Here is a 21,336-nt window from a genome sequence, read left to right on the forward strand (position 1 = left end):
ATATGGACTATACAAAACAGGCAGAAGAAACCTTTAAAATAGCTGAAAAATCAGCAGTGGAACTGAATCATTCCTATGTAGGAACGGAGCATTTGCTAATAGGGCTTTGCAAAGCGTATTCAGGAGTGGCAGGCCAGGTTTTAGCAATGAATGATGTGGCTGAGGCAAGTGTACTACGCATTATTAATGAGTTAGTGGCACCGGTTGGAAAATTGGCAACGAAAGGAAGACCGAAGGCGAGTCCAAAGCTGGAAGGAATTATTGAAGCAAGTAAAGATGTAGCAAGCCAATTTCGTTCGGAAAAGGTTGGGACAGAGCATTTGTTGGTTGCTTTGATACAGGAAGGTGATAGTGTTGCTGCCAGAATATTGAAAACACTAAACGTCAATTTAAAGAAGATTTATATTGATATATTAAATGCAGCGGGAATGGACGTCAAAGAATTTGCAGAAGAAAATTTTCAGGATCCGGGAAGACAGAAAGAGGACGTATTTCAACAATTTGGAACAGACTTAACCCAGCTTGCCGAAGAAGGAAAGCTGGATCCTGTTATTGGTCGTAAAGATGAAATTAACCGCTTGATGCAGATACTAAGCAGAAGGACAAAGAATAATCCTTGTCTCGTAGGAGAGCCAGGGGTTGGTAAAACGGCTGTAATTGAAGGCCTTGCACTTCAAATAGCTTCCGGAATTGTACCGGAGGGAATGCAGGATAAAAGAATCCTATCCATGGATTTGGCAGGCATGATTGCAGGGTCTAAGTATCGTGGTGAATTTGAAGAGCGCATGAAAAAACTGATCTCTGAAGTGAAAAATGCTGGAAATATTATCTTGTTTCTTGATGAGGTTCACACGATTATTGGAGCAGGAGGGGCAGAAGGTGCAATAGATGCTTCCAATATTTTAAAACCATCTCTCGCAAGAGGTGAAATCCAGTTGATTGGTGCAACGACTCTTACGGAATACCGCAAGCATATTGAAAAAGATGCTGCATTGGAGAGAAGATTCCAGCCTGTAACCATTGAAGAACCAACGGAAGAGCAGTGTGAACAAATACTTCTGGGGTTACAGTCCAGGTATGAGCAGCATCATCAGGTGTCTCTTAGCGAGGAGGCGGTACACGCAGCCGTTTATCTTGCCAGCCGTTATATTAATGATCGGTTTCTGCCGGATAAGGCAATTGATGTATTGGATGAAGCGTGCTCGAAGGTGAGCTTGCGGGGATTTAAAGTTCCGAAAAACATTTATCAGCTGGAAGATGAAGTTCGAGACTTAACAGCTGGTGTTGAGGAAGCAATAAAAGAAGGTGACATGAAAAAAGCCAGTGAGCTCAGACAAGAGCAGGGCAAACAAAGAAAGAAGCTGGAACAAACGAAAAAACGCTTTCATAAGCAAAATGAAAATAAAACAGTAATCGTAGAGGAATCAGATATTGCAGATGTGGTTTCTCAATGGACCTCGATTCCGGTCAACCGTTTAACGGAGTCGGAAAGCATGCGTTTATCCAACCTTGAAAAAGTACTTCATAAAAGGGTTATTGGGCAAGACGAAGGGGTGCAGGCTGTTGCGAAAGCAATTAAAAGAGGCAGGGTTGGATTAAAAGATCCAGGAAGACCCATTGGATCCTTTTTATTCCTTGGGCCAACAGGAGTTGGAAAGACAGAACTCTCAAAAGCCTTGGCAGAAGCTGTATTTGGTAATGAAAATGCTATGATTCGCGTCGATATGTCCGAGTATATGGAAAAACATTCTGTCTCGAAGCTGATTGGATCTCCTCCGGGATATGTAGGTTACGATGATGGGGGACAGTTCAGCGAGCAGGTAAGAAGGAAACCTTATTCCGTTGTGCTTTTAGACGAAATCGAGAAGGCTCATCCAGATGTATTTAACATTTTGCTGCAGGTATTGGATGATGGGCGCATTACGGATTCTCAAGGACGCAAGGTGGATTTTAGTAATACGATTATTATCATGACTTCTAATGCAGGAGCTATGAGCATTGTAGATCCAAAGAAATTAGGTTTTAGTATTCAAGAGGATACAAAACAAGATTATGAGAGAATGAAGACGAAGGTAATGGGTGAAGTCAAATTACTTTTCCGTCCGGAATTCCTTAATAGAATCGATGAAATTATAGTCTTCCATCCGCTGGATATGGAGCATATGAAGAAGATTGTCGGCTTGATGTGTAAAGAGCTTGTGGACAGAGCAAAAGAACAATTAGGTATTCAGCTGATTATCCGAGATTCTGTAAAGAAGTTTATTGTCGAATCGAAAACCGATATGAAATATGGTGCGAGACCCCTTCGGAGAGGGATACAAAACCTCCTAGAAGATTCTCTTTCTGAGGAAATATTAAGTGGAAGAATTAAGAGAGATTCCGTTGTTTATGCGGGAGTATCAAAAAAAGAAATTAAATTTACCACAAAAGCTACAAAATAACTTGAATATAAGATATAATAAATCTATTAAACCTATTAGGAGGATGGGCAACATGGAATTAACAAATGAATTGTTGAAAGTTGAAACGGATGAAACGTTGACTTTTGGGGATTATACATTGGATAAGAAGTCAAAAGTGGAAAATTTTCAGTTTAAGGGAGATGTTTATAAGGTAAAGACTTTCTCAGAAATCACAAAATTGGAAAAAAATGGAATGATGGTGTATGAGTCTGTACCCGGAACTAGAGTGGAACACTTCCAGGCGAATGATCAAGTAGTATCGTTTCAGGTACAGGGAGATAAGGATATTCAATTTACCTTGGAGCTGGAAGCAAATAGTGAATACGTTGTTTATCTGGATCAAGCAAACATTGGAGATATGAATACAAATGTAAGCGGTAAATTAGTGGTAAGCACAGAACTTGAACCTGGACAAAAAATTATGGTAGAAGTAGTGAAAAAATAATGAAAAAGAAAGGGTTGGAATGAAATTTTCCGACCCTTTTGTTATCGAAATAGTCAGGAGGAAGTACATGGCAAAGCCAAAAAAAACAGTTTTCTTTTGTCAGAACTGTGGTCATGAAGAAATGAAATGGCTGGGACAGTGTCCTATGTGTAAGGAATGGAGCACATTTGTGGAGGAGAGTGTATCCACAGCAGGAAAAAGTCCGAAAAGTAGTGGGAAAAGTGATGTTCGACCTGTGAGTCTTTCAGCAATTAGCACAGATCAGGAAGAAAGAATAAAAGTAAAAATCGACGAGCTGGATCGAGTTTTAGGTGGGGGGATTGTACCGGGATCTATGGTTTTAGTGGGAGGTGATCCTGGGATTGGTAAATCCACATTATTGCTTCAGGTATGTCAGAGCTTGTCAATGAATGAGAAAAAAGTCCTCTATGTATCAGGGGAGGAATCTCTGAGTCAGATCAAGCTTAGGGCAAACCGAATTGGTAAGTTCAATGAAAACCTCCTTCTATTTTGTGAGACGAATCTGGAGATTATTACGGATGCAATTGAGAAGGAAAAGCCTCAGGTAGTAGTAATTGACTCGATTCAGACTATGTATAATGAGGAGGTTTCCTCTGCTCCAGGGAGCGTGTCTCAGGTAAGAGAATCAACGAATGTACTTATGCAGATTGCAAAAGGCAGGAATATTTCGATTTTCATTGTTGGACACGTGACAAAAGAGGGGACGGTTGCGGGGCCTCGTGTGTTAGAGCATATGGTGGACACGGTTTTATACTTTGAAGGAGACCGCCATGGAACTTATCGAATATTGCGAGGAGTAAAAAATCGGTTTGGTTCTACAAATGAAATAGGTGTTTTCGAGATGCAAAAGGAAGGGCTGAAAGAAGTAAAAAATCCTTCTGAGTTTATGCTGAGTGGAAGACCGAAGAATGCTTCCGGGTCGGTTGTTGTATGTGCTATGGAAGGAACGAGACCAGTTTTAATGGAGGTACAAGCTCTGGTAACTTATACGAATTTTAATATGCCTAGAAGAACAGCGGCAGGAATGGACTATAATCGTGTGAATTTGTTGATGGCTGTGCTGGAAAAGAGGTTGAAGTTTCAGTTTTCAAACTATGATGCTTATGTCAATATTGCCGGAGGGATAAAATTGAATGAGCCGGCAGCAGATTTAGGTGTGGTTATTGCGCTTATATCAAGCTATAAGAATAAGATTATACCGGAAGATATGGTTGTGTTTGGAGAAGTAGGTTTAAGTGGAGAAATCAGAGCGGTGGCAATGCCGGACCAACGTGTTAATGAGGCGAAAAAACTAGGGTTTACTACTTGTATTATGCCAAAGAGTTCTATGAAAGGACTTGAAGTAGAAGGAATTAAAGTAGTTGGAGTGGATTCTGTAGCGGAATTGATGCATTATATTGATTAAGAAAGGATGAATATGACATGAAGATAGAACACAAAGAAAATTTGGATCGTTTTTTATTAAAGACAGATGAGGGAGAGAAAATAGGAGAGATTGAATATCGAGTTGCGAATGACAGTCTGATTTATGTTACCCGTACAGAGGTGTCGCCGGAACATGGTGGAAAGGGTTATGCTGGGCTTCTGCTAGATGCATTAGTGGAGTGGGCAAGAAAAAACAACATAAAAGCAGTGCCGATTTGCTCTTATGTTGTTCGGGCATTTGAAAAAAATCCAGATAAGTATGGAGATATTGCAATATTAAAATAGAAGCTTTAAGTATTTTTTGACCAGTGGAATCGCTGCGCCTACACAGAGTGGGAGGCTTGTGGTTTTACTGGTTTTTATATACCTCTCTTCACTTGGAAAAGCACTTCTTTTGTGAACCTTTCTATGTAGAGTGTCAATGTCTTTCTGGGTAAGATAATTGGAAATTTTTCCACCTAAAATCACATCGCTTGTGATAATCATGTGTAGATTGTCAATGGTAGAGGCTAAATGTGTTAAATACTCTTCCCAACGTTCTTTTGTTTCCTTATCATCGGTTCGTAATGCAGAGAAAAACGAATCGATATCCTCTTCAGGGTGTAAAAGGGCGGAAAACGAGCAATAGGCATTAACACAACCTTTCTTTCCACAATAGCATTGCTTGCCATCGGGGATTAAAGTCATATGCTCAAAAACACCGCTTTTCAATTCGCCTCCCCGAAAGAAATCTCGATTAATGATCACTGTACCGCTGACATTATCGCGGATGTTAAAGAAGATTGCATTGGATAGAGATGAATCAAACCAAAGCTCGGAGTTTGCCAAGGATTCAGCATCGTGATTGAAGGTACAAGGGTATGGGATTCGTGAGGTAAATTCTGAAATGGACAGTCCGGTGCAATCCAAAAGCTTTCCGTAGATAATTGTTTTTCCATCAGAAGAAATTAGAGCTTGCAATCCGATTCCGACACCTAATATCTTGTCCGATGAAACATTGAGTGCGTTGATAAAGGCATTGATGGAAGATGAGAGTGTATCAAAATACACTGGTTCATTACGGAAAGGTATATAAAAAGTCTCGAACTTTAACATTTGAGCAGATAAATTAATTGCAGTAACCTCATAACGATCATGTCTGATCTCTACACCAATGGCAATCTTTTTGGACATATTAAAGGAGAAGATATTTGCCTTTCGACCTCCGGTAGAATTGGCAAAGCCCTCCTGGTAAATTGTATCCTCCTCTACTAATTCCTTAAGTATATTTGCAACTGTGGGTCTGCTTAGCTCAAGGTATTCTGCAACCTTGTGAGGAGTGGATTTTCTTTGGTTGTAAATATAGCGGATAGCATTTTTTTTGTTGTTCTTTTTTAAAGTTGTTACAGAGTAATGTTTTGACATGGGTCGCCTCTTTTCGTTTATAAAATCATTGTATTAAAGAACGGATTTCTTGTCAAATAATAGCTGCCAAGATTTTGACGTCTTAGCAGCCGAAGAAAAATTATTTTACCATGGTTGCAAAATCCAAATCTTTATCCGCATATTCTGCAACGTTTTCTGTATCGATTACAACGGTTCCGGCATCGATGAATTCGTCTAAGGTCTCACCGGCCATATATTGAATTGCTGCATCTACAGCAGTCTGTCCAAGGAGGACAGGATCGTTTGAAGACGTAATGTGATATTCTCCTGTCTCGATTTTGAGAACTGCTTCCATAAGTCCGTCTACACCGCATACTAGAACATCTTCCATTTTTTGTTCCTTACAAACTTGTGCGGCGCCAATTGCCATATCATCATTGTGTCCAAAGATTGCTACTACATCTTTGTTTGCTTGTAATAAATCCTGAGTTGCTGGAATGGCTTTTGAACGGTCGTAGTCACAATAGGAAGACTGGACAATTTTAAGCCCCGGTGCATTTTCTAACGCTGCGTGGAAGCCATCTCGACGATTCATCATCGTGGTAGAACCGGCAGTTCCTTGGATTTCTAATACAGTACCGGTAGCATCTTCTCCACCTAATAATTCGATTAGTCTCTCACCTACCAATTTTCCCATAACCTCATTGTCTCGTCCAACCCAGGCGGTATTGCCTTTGGTAACATTCTTATCTACGGTAATAACGGGGATATCATTCTTGTTACATGCTTCAATACCAGCGGTAGGACCATCCTCATTTACAGGGTTGATAATGAGTACGTCAATGCCTTGAGAAATTAAATCCTGGATATCTTTGTTTTGTTTTGTGGTATCGTTATCGGCATTAAGTGACACTACTTCAAGTCCTTTCGACTTGGCATAATCCTCAATGATTGGGGTCATGTTTGCAAAAAATGGAGTGTCCTGAGAGCAGTTTGAAAATCCGATTTTAAAAGAGTCCCCACTCTTTGTATCTGTGTCTTCAGAGCTGCTCGATGAGGAGGTATCTCCTCCCTTGTTACCGCAGGCTGCTAATGATAAGGTCAAAGCTGCTACGGCGAAAATTGCTGTTAGTTTTCTTAGTTTCATATACGTGTTCTCCTTTCGTTTTATATAAAAGGCTTTTGCCTCTTATTTTTATTTTTTCTTTTGTTCAGAGGATACGAAGTTGTTTAATAAAAGTGCAAGAATAATGATGATTCCTTTTGCAATTCGCTGGTAGTAGGAAGGCAATCCAACCAAATTGAAGATATTGGTTATGATTTGTAAAAGGAATACACCGCCAAAGGTGCCGATTACGGAACCCTTTCCGCCGCTTAAGCTGGCACCACCAATTACGCTGGCAGCGATTGCGTCCAGCTCATATCCATTCCCGGCAGTAGGTTGTCCTGTGGACATCCATGAAGCGGTTAAGATACCTGCAAAACCAGATAATAATCCAGAGAGTATGTATGCGATGGTATAATTTCTTTTTGTCTTAATACCGGAGAGCATAGCAGCTTCATAATTTCCGCCGATTGCAAAAAGGCTTCTGCCAAATATGGTATATTTGAAAAGCAGTGCAAAAACTACGGTTAAAATAATCCAGATAATTGCTGTATAGGCTAGTTTGTCAAGAAGAAAACCACCTCCAATTTCGTGAAACTCTTCGCTTAATCCGAAGACAGGGTTCCCGCTGGTGGTTAAAAGTGCCGCACCTCTCCCTATTTCCATCATTGCCAAAGAAGCAATAAAATCAGGTAGTTTAAAGCGGGAAATCAAAAGACCAGTGATTAATCCCATTACTCCGCTCACACACAAACCTGCAAGAAAAGCTAAGAGAAGTCCGCCGATTCCTCCAATATTCATAGCCACCATTGAAGATACCATCCCCGCGAAGGCCAGTACAGAGCCGACAGACAAATCAATTCCGCCAAGGAGTACAACTGTGGTCATACCGATTGCCACAATTCCTGGTATGGAGGCTTGCTGCAACAGATTCAAAAAGTTGTCGATGGTTAGAAAGTTTGGAGATAGTATCGTGGATATTATCATAAAAACAAGTAGAAGTAATATTAAATTGTATTTTCTAAGTAGTTCTCTCATATTAAGTTTTTTCATTAAATTGCCCTCCCGATTACGGAAGCGTGTAAGATTTGTTCTTGGTTAAAGCTTCCTTTATTTGACTCGAAAATTTGTTTTCCATCATACATTACATGGATATTGTCGCAAATTCTTAAAAGCTCCTGTAATTCAGAAGATACGACAATCACACTTTTTCCTTGTGTGGTTATCTCGTGGATAAGTTTATAAATTTCTTCCTTCGCCATAACATCGATTCCTTGGGTAGGTTCATCCAGGAGTAAGATGTCACAGTCCTGCATCAGCCATTTCGCTAGTATAACCTTTTGCTGATTACCCCCAGACAAGTTCTGGGTGACGGTATTGATAGATGGTGTTTTTACGTTTAATTTGTCCTTGTGAGATTCGCATATTGTGGTGATGCTTTTGTAGTCGATTTTTCCTTTTTTTAAAAACTTAGGCAGGGATACCATACTCATGTTTTCCCAAACGGGTAGAGGAAGAACAAGTCCCTGGGCTTTTCTGTTTTCTGGAGCTAAACCAATTTTGTTGCGGATTGCGTGGCCGGTATCCTTGATTACAATCTCTTTGCCGTTGAGGAGTATTTTTCCATTTGTAGTGCTGCGTACACCGAAGATGGATTGGAGAATTTCAGTTCTTCCGGAGCCAACCAAACCGTAGAGCCCAAGAACTTCTCCTTTGTGTAATTTTAAGTTGATATCCTTTACCACGTCATTGGACAAATCTTTTAGTTCCAAAACCACTTCGTCAGATACAGGGTGAATAGTCTTTTCTTCGGATTCGATTTGAGATAAATCAATACCGGTCATATACTCAACCAGACGGTCTTCGTCTAAGTCACAAGTTTTTTTACAGGCTACAAATTTTCCATCTCGCAGCACGGTTATGTGATCTCCTACAATAAAAAGTTCTTCAAGATGATGAGAGATATAGATGATGGTAATACCGTGGTTTTTAAGATCCTCGATTACCTTTACTAAAATCTCGAATTCAGACTGTGAAAGGGTGGAAGAGGGTTCGTCCATCACGATTAATTTTGCATTACAGGCGAGAGCTTTCATGATTTCTGTCAACTGTCTCTGTCCTATATTTAAAGAATGGACTGGCGCTTTGGCATCGATTTTTATATTGAGCTTATCGGCAAGATCTTGCGTGTCCCGATAAACTTTCTTCCAGTCGATTCCTCCGGTCTTTGTTTTGGGGTAATTGTTGATGTAAACATTTTCACCAACGGTTAATTCATTAAATAACGAGAGTTCTTGGTAAATAACAGCAATTCCTTCCTCCCGTCTTTTTTGTGTTCCATGAGCTTTTAACAATTTAGAATCAAAGTATATTTCTCCAGAATCCTCCGTGTATGCACTGGATAAAATTTTCATTAATGTGGATTTTCCGGCACCGTTAGCACCAATGAGACAGTGCACTTCTCCTTTTTCTACTTTGAAAGTGACGTTATCAAGAGCTATGACGCCGGGAAATGATTTGCATATATTATTCATTTCAAGAATATAGTCTGAGTTGCTCATATTTATACCTCCTTATCCTCGGATGTTTTGTAAACTTACTTTACACAAGAATACATGATAGATTCGATTGTGTCAATTGATAGATAACAACAGAAAAAGCATGTTAAAATTGTGCAAAATGTATATTTTCATTGATAAAACGTTAAAAAAGTAACGGTATTCATGCAATGCACCAAAGGAATAGAATGAAAATTGGATAAAAAGCACAAAAACCTATATAAAATAAATTTACAAAAAGAAAGAATGGAAAATGAGATGGAGTTTTAGGAGGTACCTTTAATATGTAAGAAAAGCACAAGTATAGTGGGCGTTTGGAAAGAATGTATAAGAAAACTGAAAAAATTTATTAAGAATTCACAATTGACAGAAGAAAGATTAAAATATAGACTTAAGTAAAGAAAGTTAACATAAGTATGACGATATAAAACGAAAGGAAGGTAGACAAATGAGTAATTTACCAGAGAAAATGAAAGCAGTAGTAGCGTATGCACCGGGAGACTATCGGTTTGAAATTGTGGACACTCCAAGAGCGGGAGAAGGAGAAATGATTTTAAAGGTGGAAGCGTGTGGAGTGTGCGCGGGAGATACAAAGGCGTATGCAGGTGCAGAAAGTTTTTGGGGAGGGAATGGCCAACCCGCTTATATAAAAGCACCTATGATTCCCGGACACGAGTTTGTGGGACGCGTGGTAGAGATGGGTCCGAATGTAAAGGGAGATTGGAAAATAGGTGATCGCATTTGTCCAGAGCAGATAGTACCTTGTGGTGAATGCATGTTTTGCAAAACAGGACGTCACTGGATGTGTGAAAAGCATGACTTGTTTGGATTTCAGAATAATGTCAATGGTGGAATGGCGGAATATGTAAAATTAACGAAAGAAGCTCTTCCTTATCGTGTTCCAGAGGGCATGCCGATTGAAAAGGCAGCGCTTATCGAACCTTATGGATGTTCTTTTCACTGCGTTGAGAGAGCACAAGTTACAACTTCGGACGTCGTAGTGCTGTCAGGAGTGGGGACTTTAGGTCTGGGAATGGTTGGAGCAATCCGAAGAGGAAATCCGAAGGCTTTAATTGTTTTGGACATGAGCGATGAGAGACTGGCAAAGGCGAAGGAGTTTGGAGCAGATGTGGTTATGAATCCTGGGAAAGAGGATGTTGTTGCGAAAATCAAAGAAATGACAGGTGGATATGGATGTGACATCTATATAGAAGCAACAGGACACCCTTCAAGTGTAACGCAAGGGTTGGCGGCCATCAGAAAAATGGGACGTTTTGTGGAATTTTCTGTTTTTGCACAAGATGTGACTTGTGACTGGTCGATTATTTCGGATCGAAAAGAGCTTGATCTTTTGGGCGCACATCTGAGTCCTTTCTGTTACGATACTGTAATTGACTGGATTGACAAGGGGATTTTGCCAACAGACGGCGTGGTTACAAATCAATTTGCTATTGAAGATTGGGAAGAGGCCTTCCGAATTGCAAAGACAGGTGAAGATGGTGCCCTTAAAGTTGTATTGGTGCCAGGATTATAGGAGGAATAGTTATGCAGAGAATATTAAACAATCCAGATAATATCGTAGATGAAATGTTGGAAGGTTTTTTAAAGACTCACAAAGATATTGTGTCTAAGACAGACAACAAGAGAGTGGTAAAAGCAAGAAAAATCAGAGATAACAAAGTGGGAGTTGTAACGGGAGGAGGTTCGGGACACAAGCCTGCATTTATTGGTTATGTGGGAGAGAATATGTGTGATACTGCGGCAGTAGGTGAGATTTGTTCCTCTCCCACAGCAGCAGCTTTCCTGGATGCATTCAAAGAAGCAGATCAAGGACAAGGAGTGGCTTGCCTTTATGGAAATTATTCTGGTGACAATATGAATGTAAAGATGGCTGTGAAGATGGCGAAGCGAGAAGGGATCACAGTGAAGACTGTGGTGGCAAATGATGATGTTGCCTCTGCTCCGAAGGATCAGCTTGAAAAAAGAAGAGGTGTGGCAGGCGAGATATTTATGTGGAAAGCTGGAGGTGCAAAGGCAGCACTTGGCGGAACGTTGGATGAAGTGATTGGAGCTGCACAAAAAGCGATTGATAATACAAGAAGCGTGGGAATTGGACTGACCCCTTGTACGCTTCCGGCAGTAGGACATCCGAATTTTCAAATAAAAGAAGGCACGATGGAAGTGGGGATTGGGCATCACGGTGAACCGGGAATAGAAGTATGTGAGCTGGAGACGGCCAAAGAAATGGCAAAGAGAATGGTGGATTTGGTGGCGGCTGATAAACCATTTGAAAAAGGTGACGAGGTGGCAGTGCTGGTATCGGGATTGGGAGCGACACCGGTTATGGAGCTTTATGTTTTGTATGATGAAATCGACCAGTTGTTAGAGAAACGAGGAATTGTAACACATAGAAGTTATGTGGGGAATTATTTCACATCATTAGAAATGATGGGAGCTACTCTGACAATTATGAAGCTGGATGATGAATTGAAAGAGTTAGTGGATCTGCCAGTGGAGACAATGGGACTCACCCAGAAATAGTAGGAGGAAAACGTGGCGATGTTTAAAAATGAAAATGGTAAAAGCGTGCTATTAAAAATGGTAAAAGGGATTCAAGAGAATAAAGCTTATTTAGGAGAAGTGGATGGTCTGATTGGCGATGGAGACCATGGAATGAATATGAATAAAGGGTTTTCGGTATTTGAGGAACGGTTTAAGGATAAAGAATTTAGCTTTGCAGATGGTTTATATGAGCTTGGGAATATTTTGTTTTCGGAAATTGGAGGTTCTATGGGACCGATTTACGGAACGATTTTTATGGATGCAGCAGAAGCAGGTGAAGACTTTGATGAAATTGGAAGAGCGGAATTGATGACAATGCTGGAGGCAGGATTATCAGGTCTGCAGGAGATTGTGGAGGCAAAAGTGGGAGATAAGACCCTTGTGGATACACTTTCACCGGCAGTTGATGCTTTGAGAGAAGAGAGGGATTTTAAAAGCTCCTTGTTGGAAATGAAAAAAGCAGCAGAAGATGGCAGGGACAAAACCAAAGATATGATGGCAAAGTTTGGACGTTCTGCCAGACTTGGTGAACGTTCCCGCGGAGTGTTGGATGCTGGAGCCACTTCTTGTTGTATTATTTTAACAACAATGGCAGATGGTATTATGGAATACTTATAGAAAATTAATAAAGAAAAAGGCACGCGGTTCTTGATTCAAAGGTTGAATTAGAGTATACTATTGAATGGTGCCAAAGCAAATGAAGTTATTCTATATCCTACTGTTGCTATGATTGAAAATGAACACGGAGTGATTAGGGATGGTCACATAAGTGAACAGAGGAAGTCAAAGGAGCAACATACTCATTTATGTGTATGGGGGAACGAGTAATCGGATCGAATGAACGAATTGGAAGAAGCCCACAACAAAGAAAGAGAATAAAGGAGAAAAGCGATGAAATTTTTTATTGACACTGCAAACGTGGAGGATATCAAAAAGGCAAACGACATGGGTGTGATTTGTGGAGTTACTACAAACCCATCATTGATTGCAAAAGAAGGCCGTAATTTTGAAGAAGTAATAGCAGAAATCGCTTCTATTGTGGATGGACCAATAAGTGGTGAGGTTAAAGCGACTACCGTTGATGCAGAAGGAATGATTGCAGAAGGTAGAGAGATTGCAAAGATTCACCCAAACATGGTAGTTAAAATCCCGATGACAGTAGAAGGATTAAAAGCTTGTAAGGTACTTACCGAAGAAGGAATTAAAACAAATGTAACCCTTATTTTTACAGCAGCACAGGCGTTACTCGCAGCAAGAGCTGGAGCAACATACGTATCACCTTTCCTTGGTAGATTAGATGATATTTCTGTAAGAGGCGTTGATCTGATTTCTGAGATTTCTGAAATTTTCAATGTCGCAGGTTTGGATACAGAGATTATTTGTGCAAGTGTAAGAAACCCAATTCATGTAACCGACTGTGCATTAGCAGGTGCAGACATTGCAACGGTTCCATACGGTGTAATTGAACAAATGACAAAGCATCCTCTTACAACAGAAGGAATTGCGAAGTTTCAGGCAGATTACAAAGCAGTGTTTGGTGAATAAGAGGAGGAAATAAATGAACGAGTTGGAACTAAAAAAGATTGCTTGTGAAGTTCGTAAAGGAATCGTAACGGCAGTTCATAGTGCAAAAGCGGGACATCCAGGCGGATCTCTATCTGCTGCGGATATTTATACATATTTATACTTTGAAGAAATGAATATTGATCCAAAGAATCCGAAAAATCCAGAGAGAGACCGATTTGTCTTGTCAAAAGGTCATACATCTCCAGGATACTATTCTACTTTAGCCCAAAGAGGATTTTTCCCGGTTGAAGATTTGAAAACTTTTCGTCATCTAGGATCTTACCTTCAAGGACATCCGGATATGAAGCATATACCAGGTGTGGATATGAGTAGTGGTTCTCTGGGTCAGGGAATCTCTGCGGCAGTTGGAATGGCAATTGCAGGTAAAATGAAGAAAAAGGATTACAGAGTTTATACATTATTAGGAGATGGAGAAATTCAAGAAGGTCAGGTATGGGAGGCTTCTATGTTAGCAGCTCACAGAAAACTGGACAACTTGGTTGTAATTGTAGACAACAATGATTTGCAAATTGATGGATCAATCAAAGATGTAAACTCTCCCTATCCAATTGATAAAAAGTTTGAAGCTTTCAATTTCCACGTGATTAATATCTGTGGACATAACTTTGATGAACTGAAGGCAGCCTTTGACGAAGCAAAAACCGTGAAAGGAAAACCAACTGCAATCATTGCCAAGACAGTAAAAGGAAAATGCGTATCTTTTATGGAAAACAAAGCAGAGTGGCATGGTGCTGCACCAAATGATGAACAGTATGCAGTTGCAATGGCAGATTTAGAAAAGGTAGGTGAAGAACTATGTCAGAAGTAAAGAAAATAGCAACGAGAGATAGTTACGGTAATGCCCTTGTTGAGCTTGCCGAAAAATATGATGACTTAGTAGTTCTTGACGCAGACCTTGCAGCAGCGACAAAGACGGGTGTTTTGAAAAAAGCATATCCAGATCTTCACATTGACTGTGGTATTGCAGAGTGTAATATGATGGTGGTAGCGGCAGGAATGTCAACCTGTGGATTTGTACCTTTTGCAAGTACCTTTGCAATGTTTGCAGCGGGAAGAGCATTTGAGCAAGTGAGAAACTCCATAGGATATCCACATATGAATGTGAAAATTGGAGCAACTCATGCAGGAATCTCTGTAGGAGAAGACGGGGCATCTCATCAGTGTAATGAGGATATCGCTCTTATGCGTACCATTCCTGGAATGGTGATTTTAAACCCCGCAGATGATGTGGAAGCAAAGGCAGCTGTTCACGCAGCGTATAAGCACGACGGACCTGTGTATCTGCGATTCGGAAGACTTGCAGTGCCAGTTATTAATGATCATGCAGATTATAAGTTTGAAATCGGAAAAGCAGTTACTTTAAGAGAAGGAACAGATGTTACTTTAATTGCAACAGGGCTGCCGGTATCAAACACTTTGGAAGCGGCAGAAATGCTTGCGGCAGAAGGAATCAGTGCGGAAGTAATTAACATGCATACAATTAAACCAATTGATAAGGATGCAATTCTTGCTTCTGCAAAGAAGACAAAGAAGATTATTACAATTGAAGAACATTCTGTGCTTGGTGGACTTGGTGGAGCAGTCAGTGAAGTGGTTGCAGAGACAAACGCAGCAAGCGTACACCGGATTGGAATCGAAGATGTATTTGGAGAATCTGGACCGGCAGTGGAATTATTAAAGAAGTATGGCTTAGATGCAGAAGGCATCTACAAAAAAGTAAAGAGTTTTATTTAAAGCTTGGCCAGAGGCACAAATTATGGGCCTCTGGCTTTTAAAGTTTATAAGGAGGATTTAAGAATATGAAATTAGGAATTGCAAGCGATCACGCTGGATATGAATTGAAATGTGAAATAATTAACTATTTATCCCAAAAAGGTCTTGACATTCTGGACTATGGAACAGATAATGTAGAGAGTGTTTCTTATGTGAATTACGGTAAAGTCCTTGGAGAAGCAGTTGCAAAAGGCGAGGTGGAAAAAGGAATTGCCATATGTGGTACAGGTGTTGGTATTTCTATTGCAGCGAACAAAGTAAAAGGAGTTCGGGCAGCAGTATGTAGTGAGCCGACGACAGCAAGATTAGTAAAACAACACAACAATGCAAATGTAATCGCATTTGGAGCAAGAATAGTAGGAACAGAAGTTGCTAAGTTTATTGTAGACGAGTGGCTGGATGCTGAATTTCAAGGTGGGAGACACGCAGAGAGAATCAGTGAAATACATTCGATAGAAGACTAATTTTTTTAACTATCGATTGTTAAAAAATAAACGAAATCCAAGGAGGAAAAGTTATTATGAGCAGGAAAATTACGGTTATCGGAGCGGGAAGTGTAGGGGCAACAATTGCTTATACATTATCATTGGAGAGTCTGGCATCAGAGATCGTGTTGATTGATATCAACAAAGAAAAAGTAGAAGGCGAGGTTATGGACATCGCTCAAGGCATGAGTTTCAGGGATCCTATTTCAATTATAGCAGGAGAATATGAAGATGCAGCAAACTCAGATATCGTTGTAATTACATCAGGAATTGCTCGAAAACCTGGTCAGACAAGAATTGAATTGACACAAACGAATGTAAATATTATGAAAAAAATTGCTCCAGAGATTGTTAAAGTTGCGCCAAAGGCTCTTTACGTAATCGTAAGCAATCCAGTGGACATTATGACATATGTATTCGCTAAAACTTCAGGATTGCCAGAAAATCAGGTTATTGGATCTGGAACTACCTTGGATACAGCACGGCTGAAAACTGGTTTATCGGAACACTTTGACGTGGCGCAAAAAAATATTCACGCATACGTATTTGGTGAACACGGTGATACCTCGTTTATTCCATGGTCTTGTGCAGCAATCGGTGGAGCGAAGATGGATGAATATACAAAAATTGCTCAGTCCTTTGATAAAGAGACAAAGCCAGTAGACAAAGAGGCGATGATTGAGTATGTACGCAAATCAGGAGGAAAAATTATTGCCAATAAAGGTGCTACATTCTATGCAATTGCCGTTTCAGTGGTTAAGCTTTGTGCAAAGCTTTTAGCTTCTTCTGATTCAATTGCCACAGTTTCAACCCTTATGCATGGTGAGTATGGAGTGGATGATGTTTGTCTCAGTGTGCTTACTCTGGTAGGACCAAATGGAGTTCAGGGAAAAATACCAGTAGAGCTTAATGATGAAGAAATGGAAAAACTGCATGCCAGTGCAAATGCATTAAAAGAAGTAATCAGAGGAATCGAAATCTAAGCAGGAATAAGTAGGAGGAGTTATGACATACAGTTATTACCCGGGATGTACACTTAAAACAAAAGCGAAAGACTTGGATATCTATGCAAGACGTTCGGCAAAGGCTCTTGGAATCGAATTGGAAGAAATAGAAGAATGGCAGTGTTGTGGAGGAGTATATCCTTTGGCAACCGATGAAATTGCTTCCAAGCTTTCTTCGGTTCGTGCATTGAATGAGGCAAAAGAAAAGGAGCAGGATTTAGTAACGATGTGTTCCGCCTGTCATCACGTGATTAAACGTGTGAATGATGATATGGCAAACGTGGAAGATATTCAAACAAGAGCAAACAACTACATGGAGTTGGATACTCCTTATAAGGGAGAGACGAAGGTATATCATTTCCTGGAAGTCTTAAGAGATAAGGTAGGGTTTGACAAAATAAAGGAAAAAGTAGTAAATCCCTTAAAAGGAAGAAAAATAGGAGCATATTACGGTTGCCTGTTGTTGCGGCCAAGTAAGGTTATGGGTTTTGATAATGCTGAAAATCCATCCATTATGGAAGACTTTATTCGAGCATTAGGAGCAACCCCAGTAGTGTATCCGTTTCGCAATGAATGTTGTGGTGGATACATATCCTTGAAGGAAGAAAAAAGAACAGTAGAGATGGTGACAAAGATTGTGGAATCTGCAAAAGGCGCAGAGGCGGAAGGATTGATTACAGCCTGTCCACTTTGTTTGTATAACTTAAATAAAAACAATAGTAAAGCAGATATGCCGGTGTACTATTTTACAGAATTGTTGGCAGAAGCATTGGGAGTAAAAGAGGAGGTAGAGGCATGATACAGGATGATATTAAGAAAATCAGCGGCGTGAATCCATACAAATGTATGAAGTGTGGAAAATGCTCAGCCTCATGTCCCTCATTTAATGAGATGGACATAAAGCCTCATCAATTTGTATCCTATGTACTAAATGATGATATTGATGCATTGTTAAAATCAGAGTCCATCAAACAATGCTTAAGCTGCTTTGCATGTGTGGAACGTTGTCCAAGAGATGTAAAGCCAGGAAATCTTATCGATACAGTCAGACAAATGGTGGTAAGAAAGAGGGGAGCAGAGTTGTTAAGCCCCGAAGAAGTGACACAGTTGTTAGATCCGGAATTACCCCAACAACTACTGGTTAGCGCATTTAGAAGATATCGGAGGTGATAAAGGTGCAGAGAATAGGAGTTTTTGTCTGTCATTGTGGAAGTAATATTGCTGCAACGGTAGACGTTGAAAGAGTAGCTCAGTACGCGTTGTTAGAACCAGGTGTGGTTCATGCGGAAGACTACCAATATATGTGTTCCGAAGCGGGACAAATGAAGATTATTGAAGCGGTAAAAGAAAAGAATTTAACAGGTATTGTAGTATGTTCCTGTTCGCCTCGTATGCACGAGACGACTTTTAGAAATGCAGCAAAGCGGGCTGGAATCAATCCTTATATGGTTGAAATCGCAAATATCCGTGAGCATTGTTCATGGATTCATAAGGATAAAGAGGAAGGAACAGAAAAGGCAGTTATTCTTGCAAGAGCAGCAATTGCAAAGGTGAATTTAAATACACCTTTAGTTCCAGGAGAAAGCCGTGTAACAAAAAGAGCATTGATTATTGGAGGCGGAATCGCCGGTATTCAAACGGCGCTGGATATTGCAGATGCAGGATATGAAGTAGATATCGTTGAAAAGACACCAAGTATCGGTGGAAGAATGTCACAGTTAGATAAGACCTTTCCAACCCTGGACTGTTCTGCATGTATTTTAACACCGAAAATGGTGGATGCGGCAGCCCATGAAAAGATTAATATATATACCTACAGTGAAGTAGACAAGGTAAGTGGATTTGTAGGTGATTTTACTGTTGATATTCGGAAAAAAGCCAGAAGTATCGATATGGACAAATGTACGGGATGCGGTGTATGTTCTGAAAAATGTCCAATGAAGAAGATTCCCAGTGAATTTAATAGAGGTCTAGGAAACAGAAGCGCGATTTACACACCTTTTGCACAGGCAATTCCAAATGTTCCTGTTATTGATCGTGAAAACTGTATTAAGTTTAAAACCGGAAAATGTGGACTTTGTTCGACGGTTTGTCAGGCAGGGGCGATTGATTATGAGCAAGAGGATGAAATCATTTCAGAAAAGTATGGAGCAATTGTAGTTGCAACGGGATTTGACACCATTAAGCTGGATGATTTTGACGAGTATGCATACAACCAGAGTAAGGATGTCATTACATCTCTTGAATTAGAGCGTGTAATGAATGCGGCAGGTCCTACAAAAGGACATTTAGAGAGATTGTCAGACGGTAAGCATCCAGAGGAAATTGTATTTATCCAATGTGTGGGTTCAAGAGATGTAACCTGTAGAGGAAAAGAATACTGCTCAAAGGTTTGCTGCATGTATACAGCAAAGCATGCAATGCTGATTCGTGATAAATACCCAGATGTTAATGTAACAGTATTCTATATCGATGTACGTACACCCGGTAAGAACTTCGATGAATTCTACCGTCGTGCAGTGGAAGAATACAATGTAAATTACGTAAAAGGTCAAGTAGGAAAAGTTGCACCAATGGAGAACGGAAAGCTCTTGGTTCAAGGAGTGGACTTACTGGACAATCGACAGATTCTTAAAGAAGCAGATATGGTCGTTCTTGCAACAGCAATTGAGCCAGAAGCAGGGGTTCGTAAAATTGCAACGATGTTAACAGCAAGTATTGATACCAATGATTTCCTGACCGAAGCGCATCCGAAGCTTCGTCCCGTAGAATCTCCAACTGCAGGGGTATTCTTGTCTGGTGTTTGTCAGGGACCAAAAGATATTCCGGAGACGGTGGCACAAGCTGGAGCAGCAGCGGTAAAAGCCATTGGTCTGCTTGCAAAAGATAAGCTCTTGACCAATCCATGTACGGCACAAGCTGATGAGCTTTTATGTAATGGGTGTTCAACCTGTGCAAATGTGTGTCCTTATGGAGCAATTGCTTATGAAGAAAAGGAAATCAATGATCATGGGATTCGTGAGACCAGAAGAGTTGCTGCGGTAAATACAGCCCTTTGCCAGGGATGTGGAGCTTGTACCGTTACTTGTCCATCAGGAGCTATGGACTTACAAGGATTCTCCAACAGACAGATTTTAGCGGAGGTAGATGCGATATGTCGATAGAAAATAAAGAATTCAAGCCGAAAATAGTTGCCTTTTGCTGTAACTGGTGCAGCTATGCTGGAGCCGATTTGGCAGGCAGCAGCCGACTGGCTTACCCGGCAGACGTAAAGATTATTCGAGTGCCTTGTTCCTGTCGTGTGAATCCGATGTTTATTCTAAGAGCCTTTGAAAAAGGTGCAGATGGAGTGATTTTATGTGGATGTCATCCAGGTGATTGCCACTATAGTACAGGAAATTATTACACAAGAAGACGTATGAGTTTGTTATTCTCAATGCTTGATTATATTGGGGTGGAAAATGGACGTACCCGAGTGGAATGGGTTTCAGCAGCAGAGGGAGTTAAGTTTTCGACTACTATGAATGATTTTGCAAAGACAATTCATTCTCTTGGAGAAAATGTTAGATTGGGGGATATCAGATGCAAGAATTAATTACACGTGGAAAAGAACTGTTGGCAGATGGAAGCGTTGTGGGAATTCTTGGATGGAAAGAAGGAGATTTCTCCTACAATCCAGAGCCTGCATTCTTCCAGAACGAAGAGGAATTAGATAAATTTATATACGATGGATTTTGTGGAGCAAATCTGAGTAAATTTATGATAGAAGCTTCCAAAAAAGAAGGGAAAACATTGGTGTTTTTAAAACCATGTGATACCTACAGCTTTAATCAGCTTTTAAAGGAGCACCGTATTGATCGTGAAAAAGCATACATCATTGGTGTTGGATGTAGTGGAAAGCTTAGCCTTGATAAGATAAAAGAGGCAGGAGTAAAAGGAATCCAAAAGATTACAGAAGAGGAAGACAAGATTCATGTGGAAACACTTTACGGTGATAAAACCCTGAACCGCAGTGACGTTCTTCTGGATAGATGCCATGTATGCAAAGGAAAAGAACACCGTATTTTCGATGAAATCATTGGTGAGTCTAAAGAGACAAATGATAAAGATAAGTTTAGTGAAGTAGAAGCAATTGAAAAGATGTCTTCAGAAGAAAAGTTTTTATTCTTTCAGAAAGAGCTTAGTAAGTGCATTCGCTGTAATGCCTGTCGAAATGTCTGCCCTGCATGCTCTTGCAGGAAATGTGTTTTTGACAGTAATAAGTTTGACAGTGCACAAAAAGTGAATACAAACTCATTTGAAGAAAAAATGTTTCACATTATCCGTGCTTTTCATGTGGCTGGCCGCTGTACAGACTGTGGTGAATGCTCGCGAGTTTGTCCAGAGGGAATACCACTTCACCTATTCAATCGGAAGTTTATCAAAGATATTGATGAGCTGTACGGAGAATTCAGAGCCGGAGAGGATGCGGAAACAGTTGGTCCCCTTACGGAGTTTACCTTTGATGATGCAGAACCACAAGAAGCGGTAGAAAGGGGATAATG

At 40.3% G+C, this 21,336-nt stretch carries 21 protein-coding genes; 17 read left to right on the plus strand and 4 right to left on the minus strand.

Translation table 11 applies throughout. The features are described 5' to 3' along the window. Window positions 1-2 precede the first annotated feature (2 nt). The 4 genes from NHH15_RS09520 (at window position 3) to NHH15_RS09535 (ending at window position 4,638) form a co-directional block, all read left to right on the plus strand. Window positions 3-2,441: an ATP-dependent Clp protease ATP-binding subunit gene (locus NHH15_RS09520; RefSeq protein WP_262066432.1), complete on the plus strand. Its 2,439-nt coding sequence runs from the start codon at window positions 3-5 to the stop codon at window positions 2,439-2,441. Window positions 2,442-2,493: 52 nt separating this feature from the next. Then, window positions 2,494-2,907 (plus strand): endosialidase, encoded by a 414-nt coding sequence (locus NHH15_RS09525; protein WP_262066433.1) that lies wholly within the window; start codon window positions 2,494-2,496, stop codon window positions 2,905-2,907. Between the two features lie 67 nt (window positions 2,908-2,974). Further along, a complete protein-coding gene (gene radA, locus NHH15_RS09530; RefSeq protein ID WP_262066434.1) occupies window positions 2,975-4,333 on the plus strand; it encodes a DNA repair protein RadA in 1,359 nt (452 codons plus the stop codon). 17 nt (window positions 4,334-4,350) lie between these two features. Next, window positions 4,351-4,638 carry a GNAT family N-acetyltransferase gene (locus NHH15_RS09535; protein ID WP_262066435.1) on the plus strand — a complete coding sequence of 96 codons (288 nt, stop codon included), beginning with the start codon at window positions 4,351-4,353 and terminating at the stop codon, window positions 4,636-4,638. On the opposite strand, the gene NHH15_RS09540 is transcribed toward NHH15_RS09535, so the two are convergent. From NHH15_RS09540 to NHH15_RS09555, 4 genes are all read right to left on the minus strand, one after another. Continuing rightward, window positions 4,630-5,757: an ROK family transcriptional regulator gene (locus tag NHH15_RS09540; RefSeq protein WP_262066436.1), complete on the minus strand. Its 1,128-nt coding sequence runs from the start codon at window positions 5,755-5,757 to the stop codon at window positions 4,630-4,632. The genes NHH15_RS09535 and NHH15_RS09540 overlap by 9 nt on opposite strands. Window positions 5,758-5,857: 100 nt before the next feature. Beyond that, complete coding sequence (locus NHH15_RS09545; RefSeq protein WP_262066437.1) at window positions 5,858-6,865, minus strand: substrate-binding domain-containing protein; 1,008 nt, start codon at window positions 6,863-6,865, stop codon at window positions 5,858-5,860. A 48-nt stretch (window positions 6,866-6,913) separates the two neighbouring features. Further along, the gene (locus NHH15_RS09550; RefSeq protein ID WP_262066438.1) at window positions 6,914-7,876 is read right to left on the minus strand and encodes an ABC transporter permease; all 963 of its coding nucleotides are present in this window, start codon (window positions 7,874-7,876) and stop codon (window positions 6,914-6,916) included. Next, complete coding sequence (locus NHH15_RS09555) at window positions 7,876-9,384, minus strand: sugar ABC transporter ATP-binding protein (protein ID WP_262066439.1); 1,509 nt, start codon at window positions 9,382-9,384, stop codon at window positions 7,876-7,878. Before NHH15_RS09555 ends, NHH15_RS09550 begins: the two co-directional genes overlap by 1 nt. Window positions 9,385-9,829: 445 nt before the next feature. Here NHH15_RS09555 and NHH15_RS09560 point away from each other — a divergent pair, with 445 nt between their 5' ends. From NHH15_RS09560 to NHH15_RS09620, 13 genes are all read left to right on the plus strand, one after another. After that, window positions 9,830-10,915 carry an alcohol dehydrogenase catalytic domain-containing protein gene (locus NHH15_RS09560; RefSeq protein ID WP_262066440.1) on the plus strand — a complete coding sequence of 362 codons (1,086 nt, stop codon included), beginning with the start codon at window positions 9,830-9,832 and terminating at the stop codon, window positions 10,913-10,915. 11 nt (window positions 10,916-10,926) lie between these two features. Next, on the plus strand, window positions 10,927-11,922 hold the full coding sequence (locus NHH15_RS09565; protein ID WP_262066441.1) for a dihydroxyacetone kinase subunit DhaK: 996 nt from the start codon (window positions 10,927-10,929) through the stop codon (window positions 11,920-11,922). Between the two features lie 12 nt (window positions 11,923-11,934). After that, window positions 11,935-12,561, plus strand: a complete 627-nt coding sequence (gene dhaL, locus NHH15_RS09570; RefSeq protein ID WP_262066442.1) for a dihydroxyacetone kinase subunit DhaL — start codon at window positions 11,935-11,937, stop codon at window positions 12,559-12,561. A gap of 273 nt (window positions 12,562-12,834) precedes the next feature. Further along, window positions 12,835-13,488, plus strand: coding sequence for a fructose-6-phosphate aldolase (gene fsa / locus NHH15_RS09575; RefSeq protein WP_262066443.1), 654 nt, complete (start codon window positions 12,835-12,837; stop codon window positions 13,486-13,488). 13 nt (window positions 13,489-13,501) lie between these two features. After that, a complete protein-coding gene (locus NHH15_RS09580) occupies window positions 13,502-14,338 on the plus strand; it encodes a transketolase (RefSeq protein WP_262066444.1) in 837 nt (278 codons plus the stop codon). Beyond that, the gene (locus tag NHH15_RS09585; protein WP_262066445.1) at window positions 14,326-15,264 is read left to right on the plus strand and encodes a transketolase family protein; all 939 of its coding nucleotides are present in this window, start codon (window positions 14,326-14,328) and stop codon (window positions 15,262-15,264) included. The genes NHH15_RS09580 and NHH15_RS09585 overlap by 13 nt, the downstream gene beginning before the upstream one ends. A gap of 65 nt (window positions 15,265-15,329) precedes the next feature. Continuing rightward, a complete protein-coding gene (rpiB, locus tag NHH15_RS09590; RefSeq protein ID WP_262066446.1) occupies window positions 15,330-15,767 on the plus strand; it encodes a ribose 5-phosphate isomerase B in 438 nt (145 codons plus the stop codon). Between the two features lie 56 nt (window positions 15,768-15,823). Further along, window positions 15,824-16,771 carry an L-lactate dehydrogenase gene (locus NHH15_RS09595; protein WP_262066447.1) on the plus strand — a complete coding sequence of 316 codons (948 nt, stop codon included), beginning with the start codon at window positions 15,824-15,826 and terminating at the stop codon, window positions 16,769-16,771. Window positions 16,772-16,793: 22 nt separating this feature from the next. Beyond that, window positions 16,794-17,591, plus strand: a complete 798-nt coding sequence (locus NHH15_RS09600; protein ID WP_262066448.1) for a CoB--CoM heterodisulfide reductase iron-sulfur subunit B family protein — start codon at window positions 16,794-16,796, stop codon at window positions 17,589-17,591. Further along, window positions 17,588-17,962 (plus strand): 4Fe-4S dicluster domain-containing protein, encoded by a 375-nt coding sequence (locus NHH15_RS09605; RefSeq protein WP_262066449.1) that lies wholly within the window; start codon window positions 17,588-17,590, stop codon window positions 17,960-17,962. The genes NHH15_RS09600 and NHH15_RS09605 overlap by 4 nt, the downstream gene beginning before the upstream one ends. A 5-nt stretch (window positions 17,963-17,967) precedes the next feature. Then, a complete protein-coding gene (locus NHH15_RS09610) occupies window positions 17,968-19,956 on the plus strand; it encodes a CoB--CoM heterodisulfide reductase iron-sulfur subunit A family protein (RefSeq protein ID WP_262066450.1) in 1,989 nt (662 codons plus the stop codon). Continuing rightward, complete coding sequence (locus NHH15_RS09615; protein ID WP_262066451.1) at window positions 19,947-20,387, plus strand: hydrogenase iron-sulfur subunit; 441 nt, start codon at window positions 19,947-19,949, stop codon at window positions 20,385-20,387. The genes NHH15_RS09610 and NHH15_RS09615 overlap by 10 nt, the downstream gene beginning before the upstream one ends. Further along, window positions 20,375-21,334: a 4Fe-4S dicluster domain-containing protein gene (locus tag NHH15_RS09620; RefSeq protein ID WP_262066452.1), complete on the plus strand. Its 960-nt coding sequence runs from the start codon at window positions 20,375-20,377 to the stop codon at window positions 21,332-21,334. The genes NHH15_RS09615 and NHH15_RS09620 overlap by 13 nt, the downstream gene beginning before the upstream one ends. Window positions 21,335-21,336 lie beyond the last annotated feature (2 nt).

Origin of the sequence: Aequitasia blattaphilus (genome assembly GCF_024721305.1) — a bacterium.
GTDB lineage: Bacteria > Bacillota > Clostridia > Lachnospirales > Lachnospiraceae > Aequitasia > Aequitasia blattaphila.

Bases quoted from the DNA above. Each gene is read 5' to 3' on its own strand.
- rpiB (WP_262066446.1), top strand. From the start codon at position 15,330: ATGAAATTAGGAATTGCAAGCGATCACGCTGGATATGAATTGAAATGT.
- NHH15_RS09605 (WP_262066449.1), top strand. From the start codon at position 17,588: ATGATACAGGATGATATTAAGAAAATCAGCGGCGTGAATCCATACAAA.
- fsa (WP_262066443.1), top strand. From the start codon at position 12,835: ATGAAATTTTTTATTGACACTGCAAACGTGGAGGATATCAAAAAGGCA.
- NHH15_RS09565 (WP_262066441.1), top strand. From the start codon at position 10,927: ATGCAGAGAATATTAAACAATCCAGATAATATCGTAGATGAAATGTTG.
- NHH15_RS09580 (WP_262066444.1), top strand. From the start codon at position 13,502: ATGAACGAGTTGGAACTAAAAAAGATTGCTTGTGAAGTTCGTAAAGGA.
- NHH15_RS09560 (WP_262066440.1), top strand. From the start codon at position 9,830: ATGAGTAATTTACCAGAGAAAATGAAAGCAGTAGTAGCGTATGCACCG.
- NHH15_RS09550 (WP_262066438.1), bottom strand. From the start codon at position 7,876: ATGAAAAAACTTAATATGAGAGAACTACTTAGAAAATACAATTTAATA.
- NHH15_RS09520 (WP_262066432.1), top strand. From the start codon at position 3: ATGGACTATACAAAACAGGCAGAAGAAACCTTTAAAATAGCTGAAAAA.
- NHH15_RS09585 (WP_262066445.1), top strand. From the start codon at position 14,326: ATGTCAGAAGTAAAGAAAATAGCAACGAGAGATAGTTACGGTAATGCC.
- NHH15_RS09525 (WP_262066433.1), top strand. From the start codon at position 2,494: ATGGAATTAACAAATGAATTGTTGAAAGTTGAAACGGATGAAACGTTG.
- NHH15_RS09535 (WP_262066435.1), top strand. From the start codon at position 4,351: ATGAAGATAGAACACAAAGAAAATTTGGATCGTTTTTTATTAAAGACA.
- NHH15_RS09545 (WP_262066437.1), bottom strand. From the start codon at position 6,865: ATGAAACTAAGAAAACTAACAGCAATTTTCGCCGTAGCAGCTTTGACC.
- NHH15_RS09595 (WP_262066447.1), top strand. From the start codon at position 15,824: ATGAGCAGGAAAATTACGGTTATCGGAGCGGGAAGTGTAGGGGCAACA.
- radA (WP_262066434.1), top strand. From the start codon at position 2,975: ATGGCAAAGCCAAAAAAAACAGTTTTCTTTTGTCAGAACTGTGGTCAT.
- NHH15_RS09620 (WP_262066452.1), top strand. From the start codon at position 20,375: ATGCAAGAATTAATTACACGTGGAAAAGAACTGTTGGCAGATGGAAGC.
- NHH15_RS09540 (WP_262066436.1), bottom strand. From the start codon at position 5,757: ATGTCAAAACATTACTCTGTAACAACTTTAAAAAAGAACAACAAAAAA.
- NHH15_RS09600 (WP_262066448.1), top strand. From the start codon at position 16,794: ATGACATACAGTTATTACCCGGGATGTACACTTAAAACAAAAGCGAAA.
- NHH15_RS09615 (WP_262066451.1), top strand. From the start codon at position 19,947: ATGTCGATAGAAAATAAAGAATTCAAGCCGAAAATAGTTGCCTTTTGC.
- NHH15_RS09555 (WP_262066439.1), bottom strand. From the start codon at position 9,384: ATGAGCAACTCAGACTATATTCTTGAAATGAATAATATATGCAAATCA.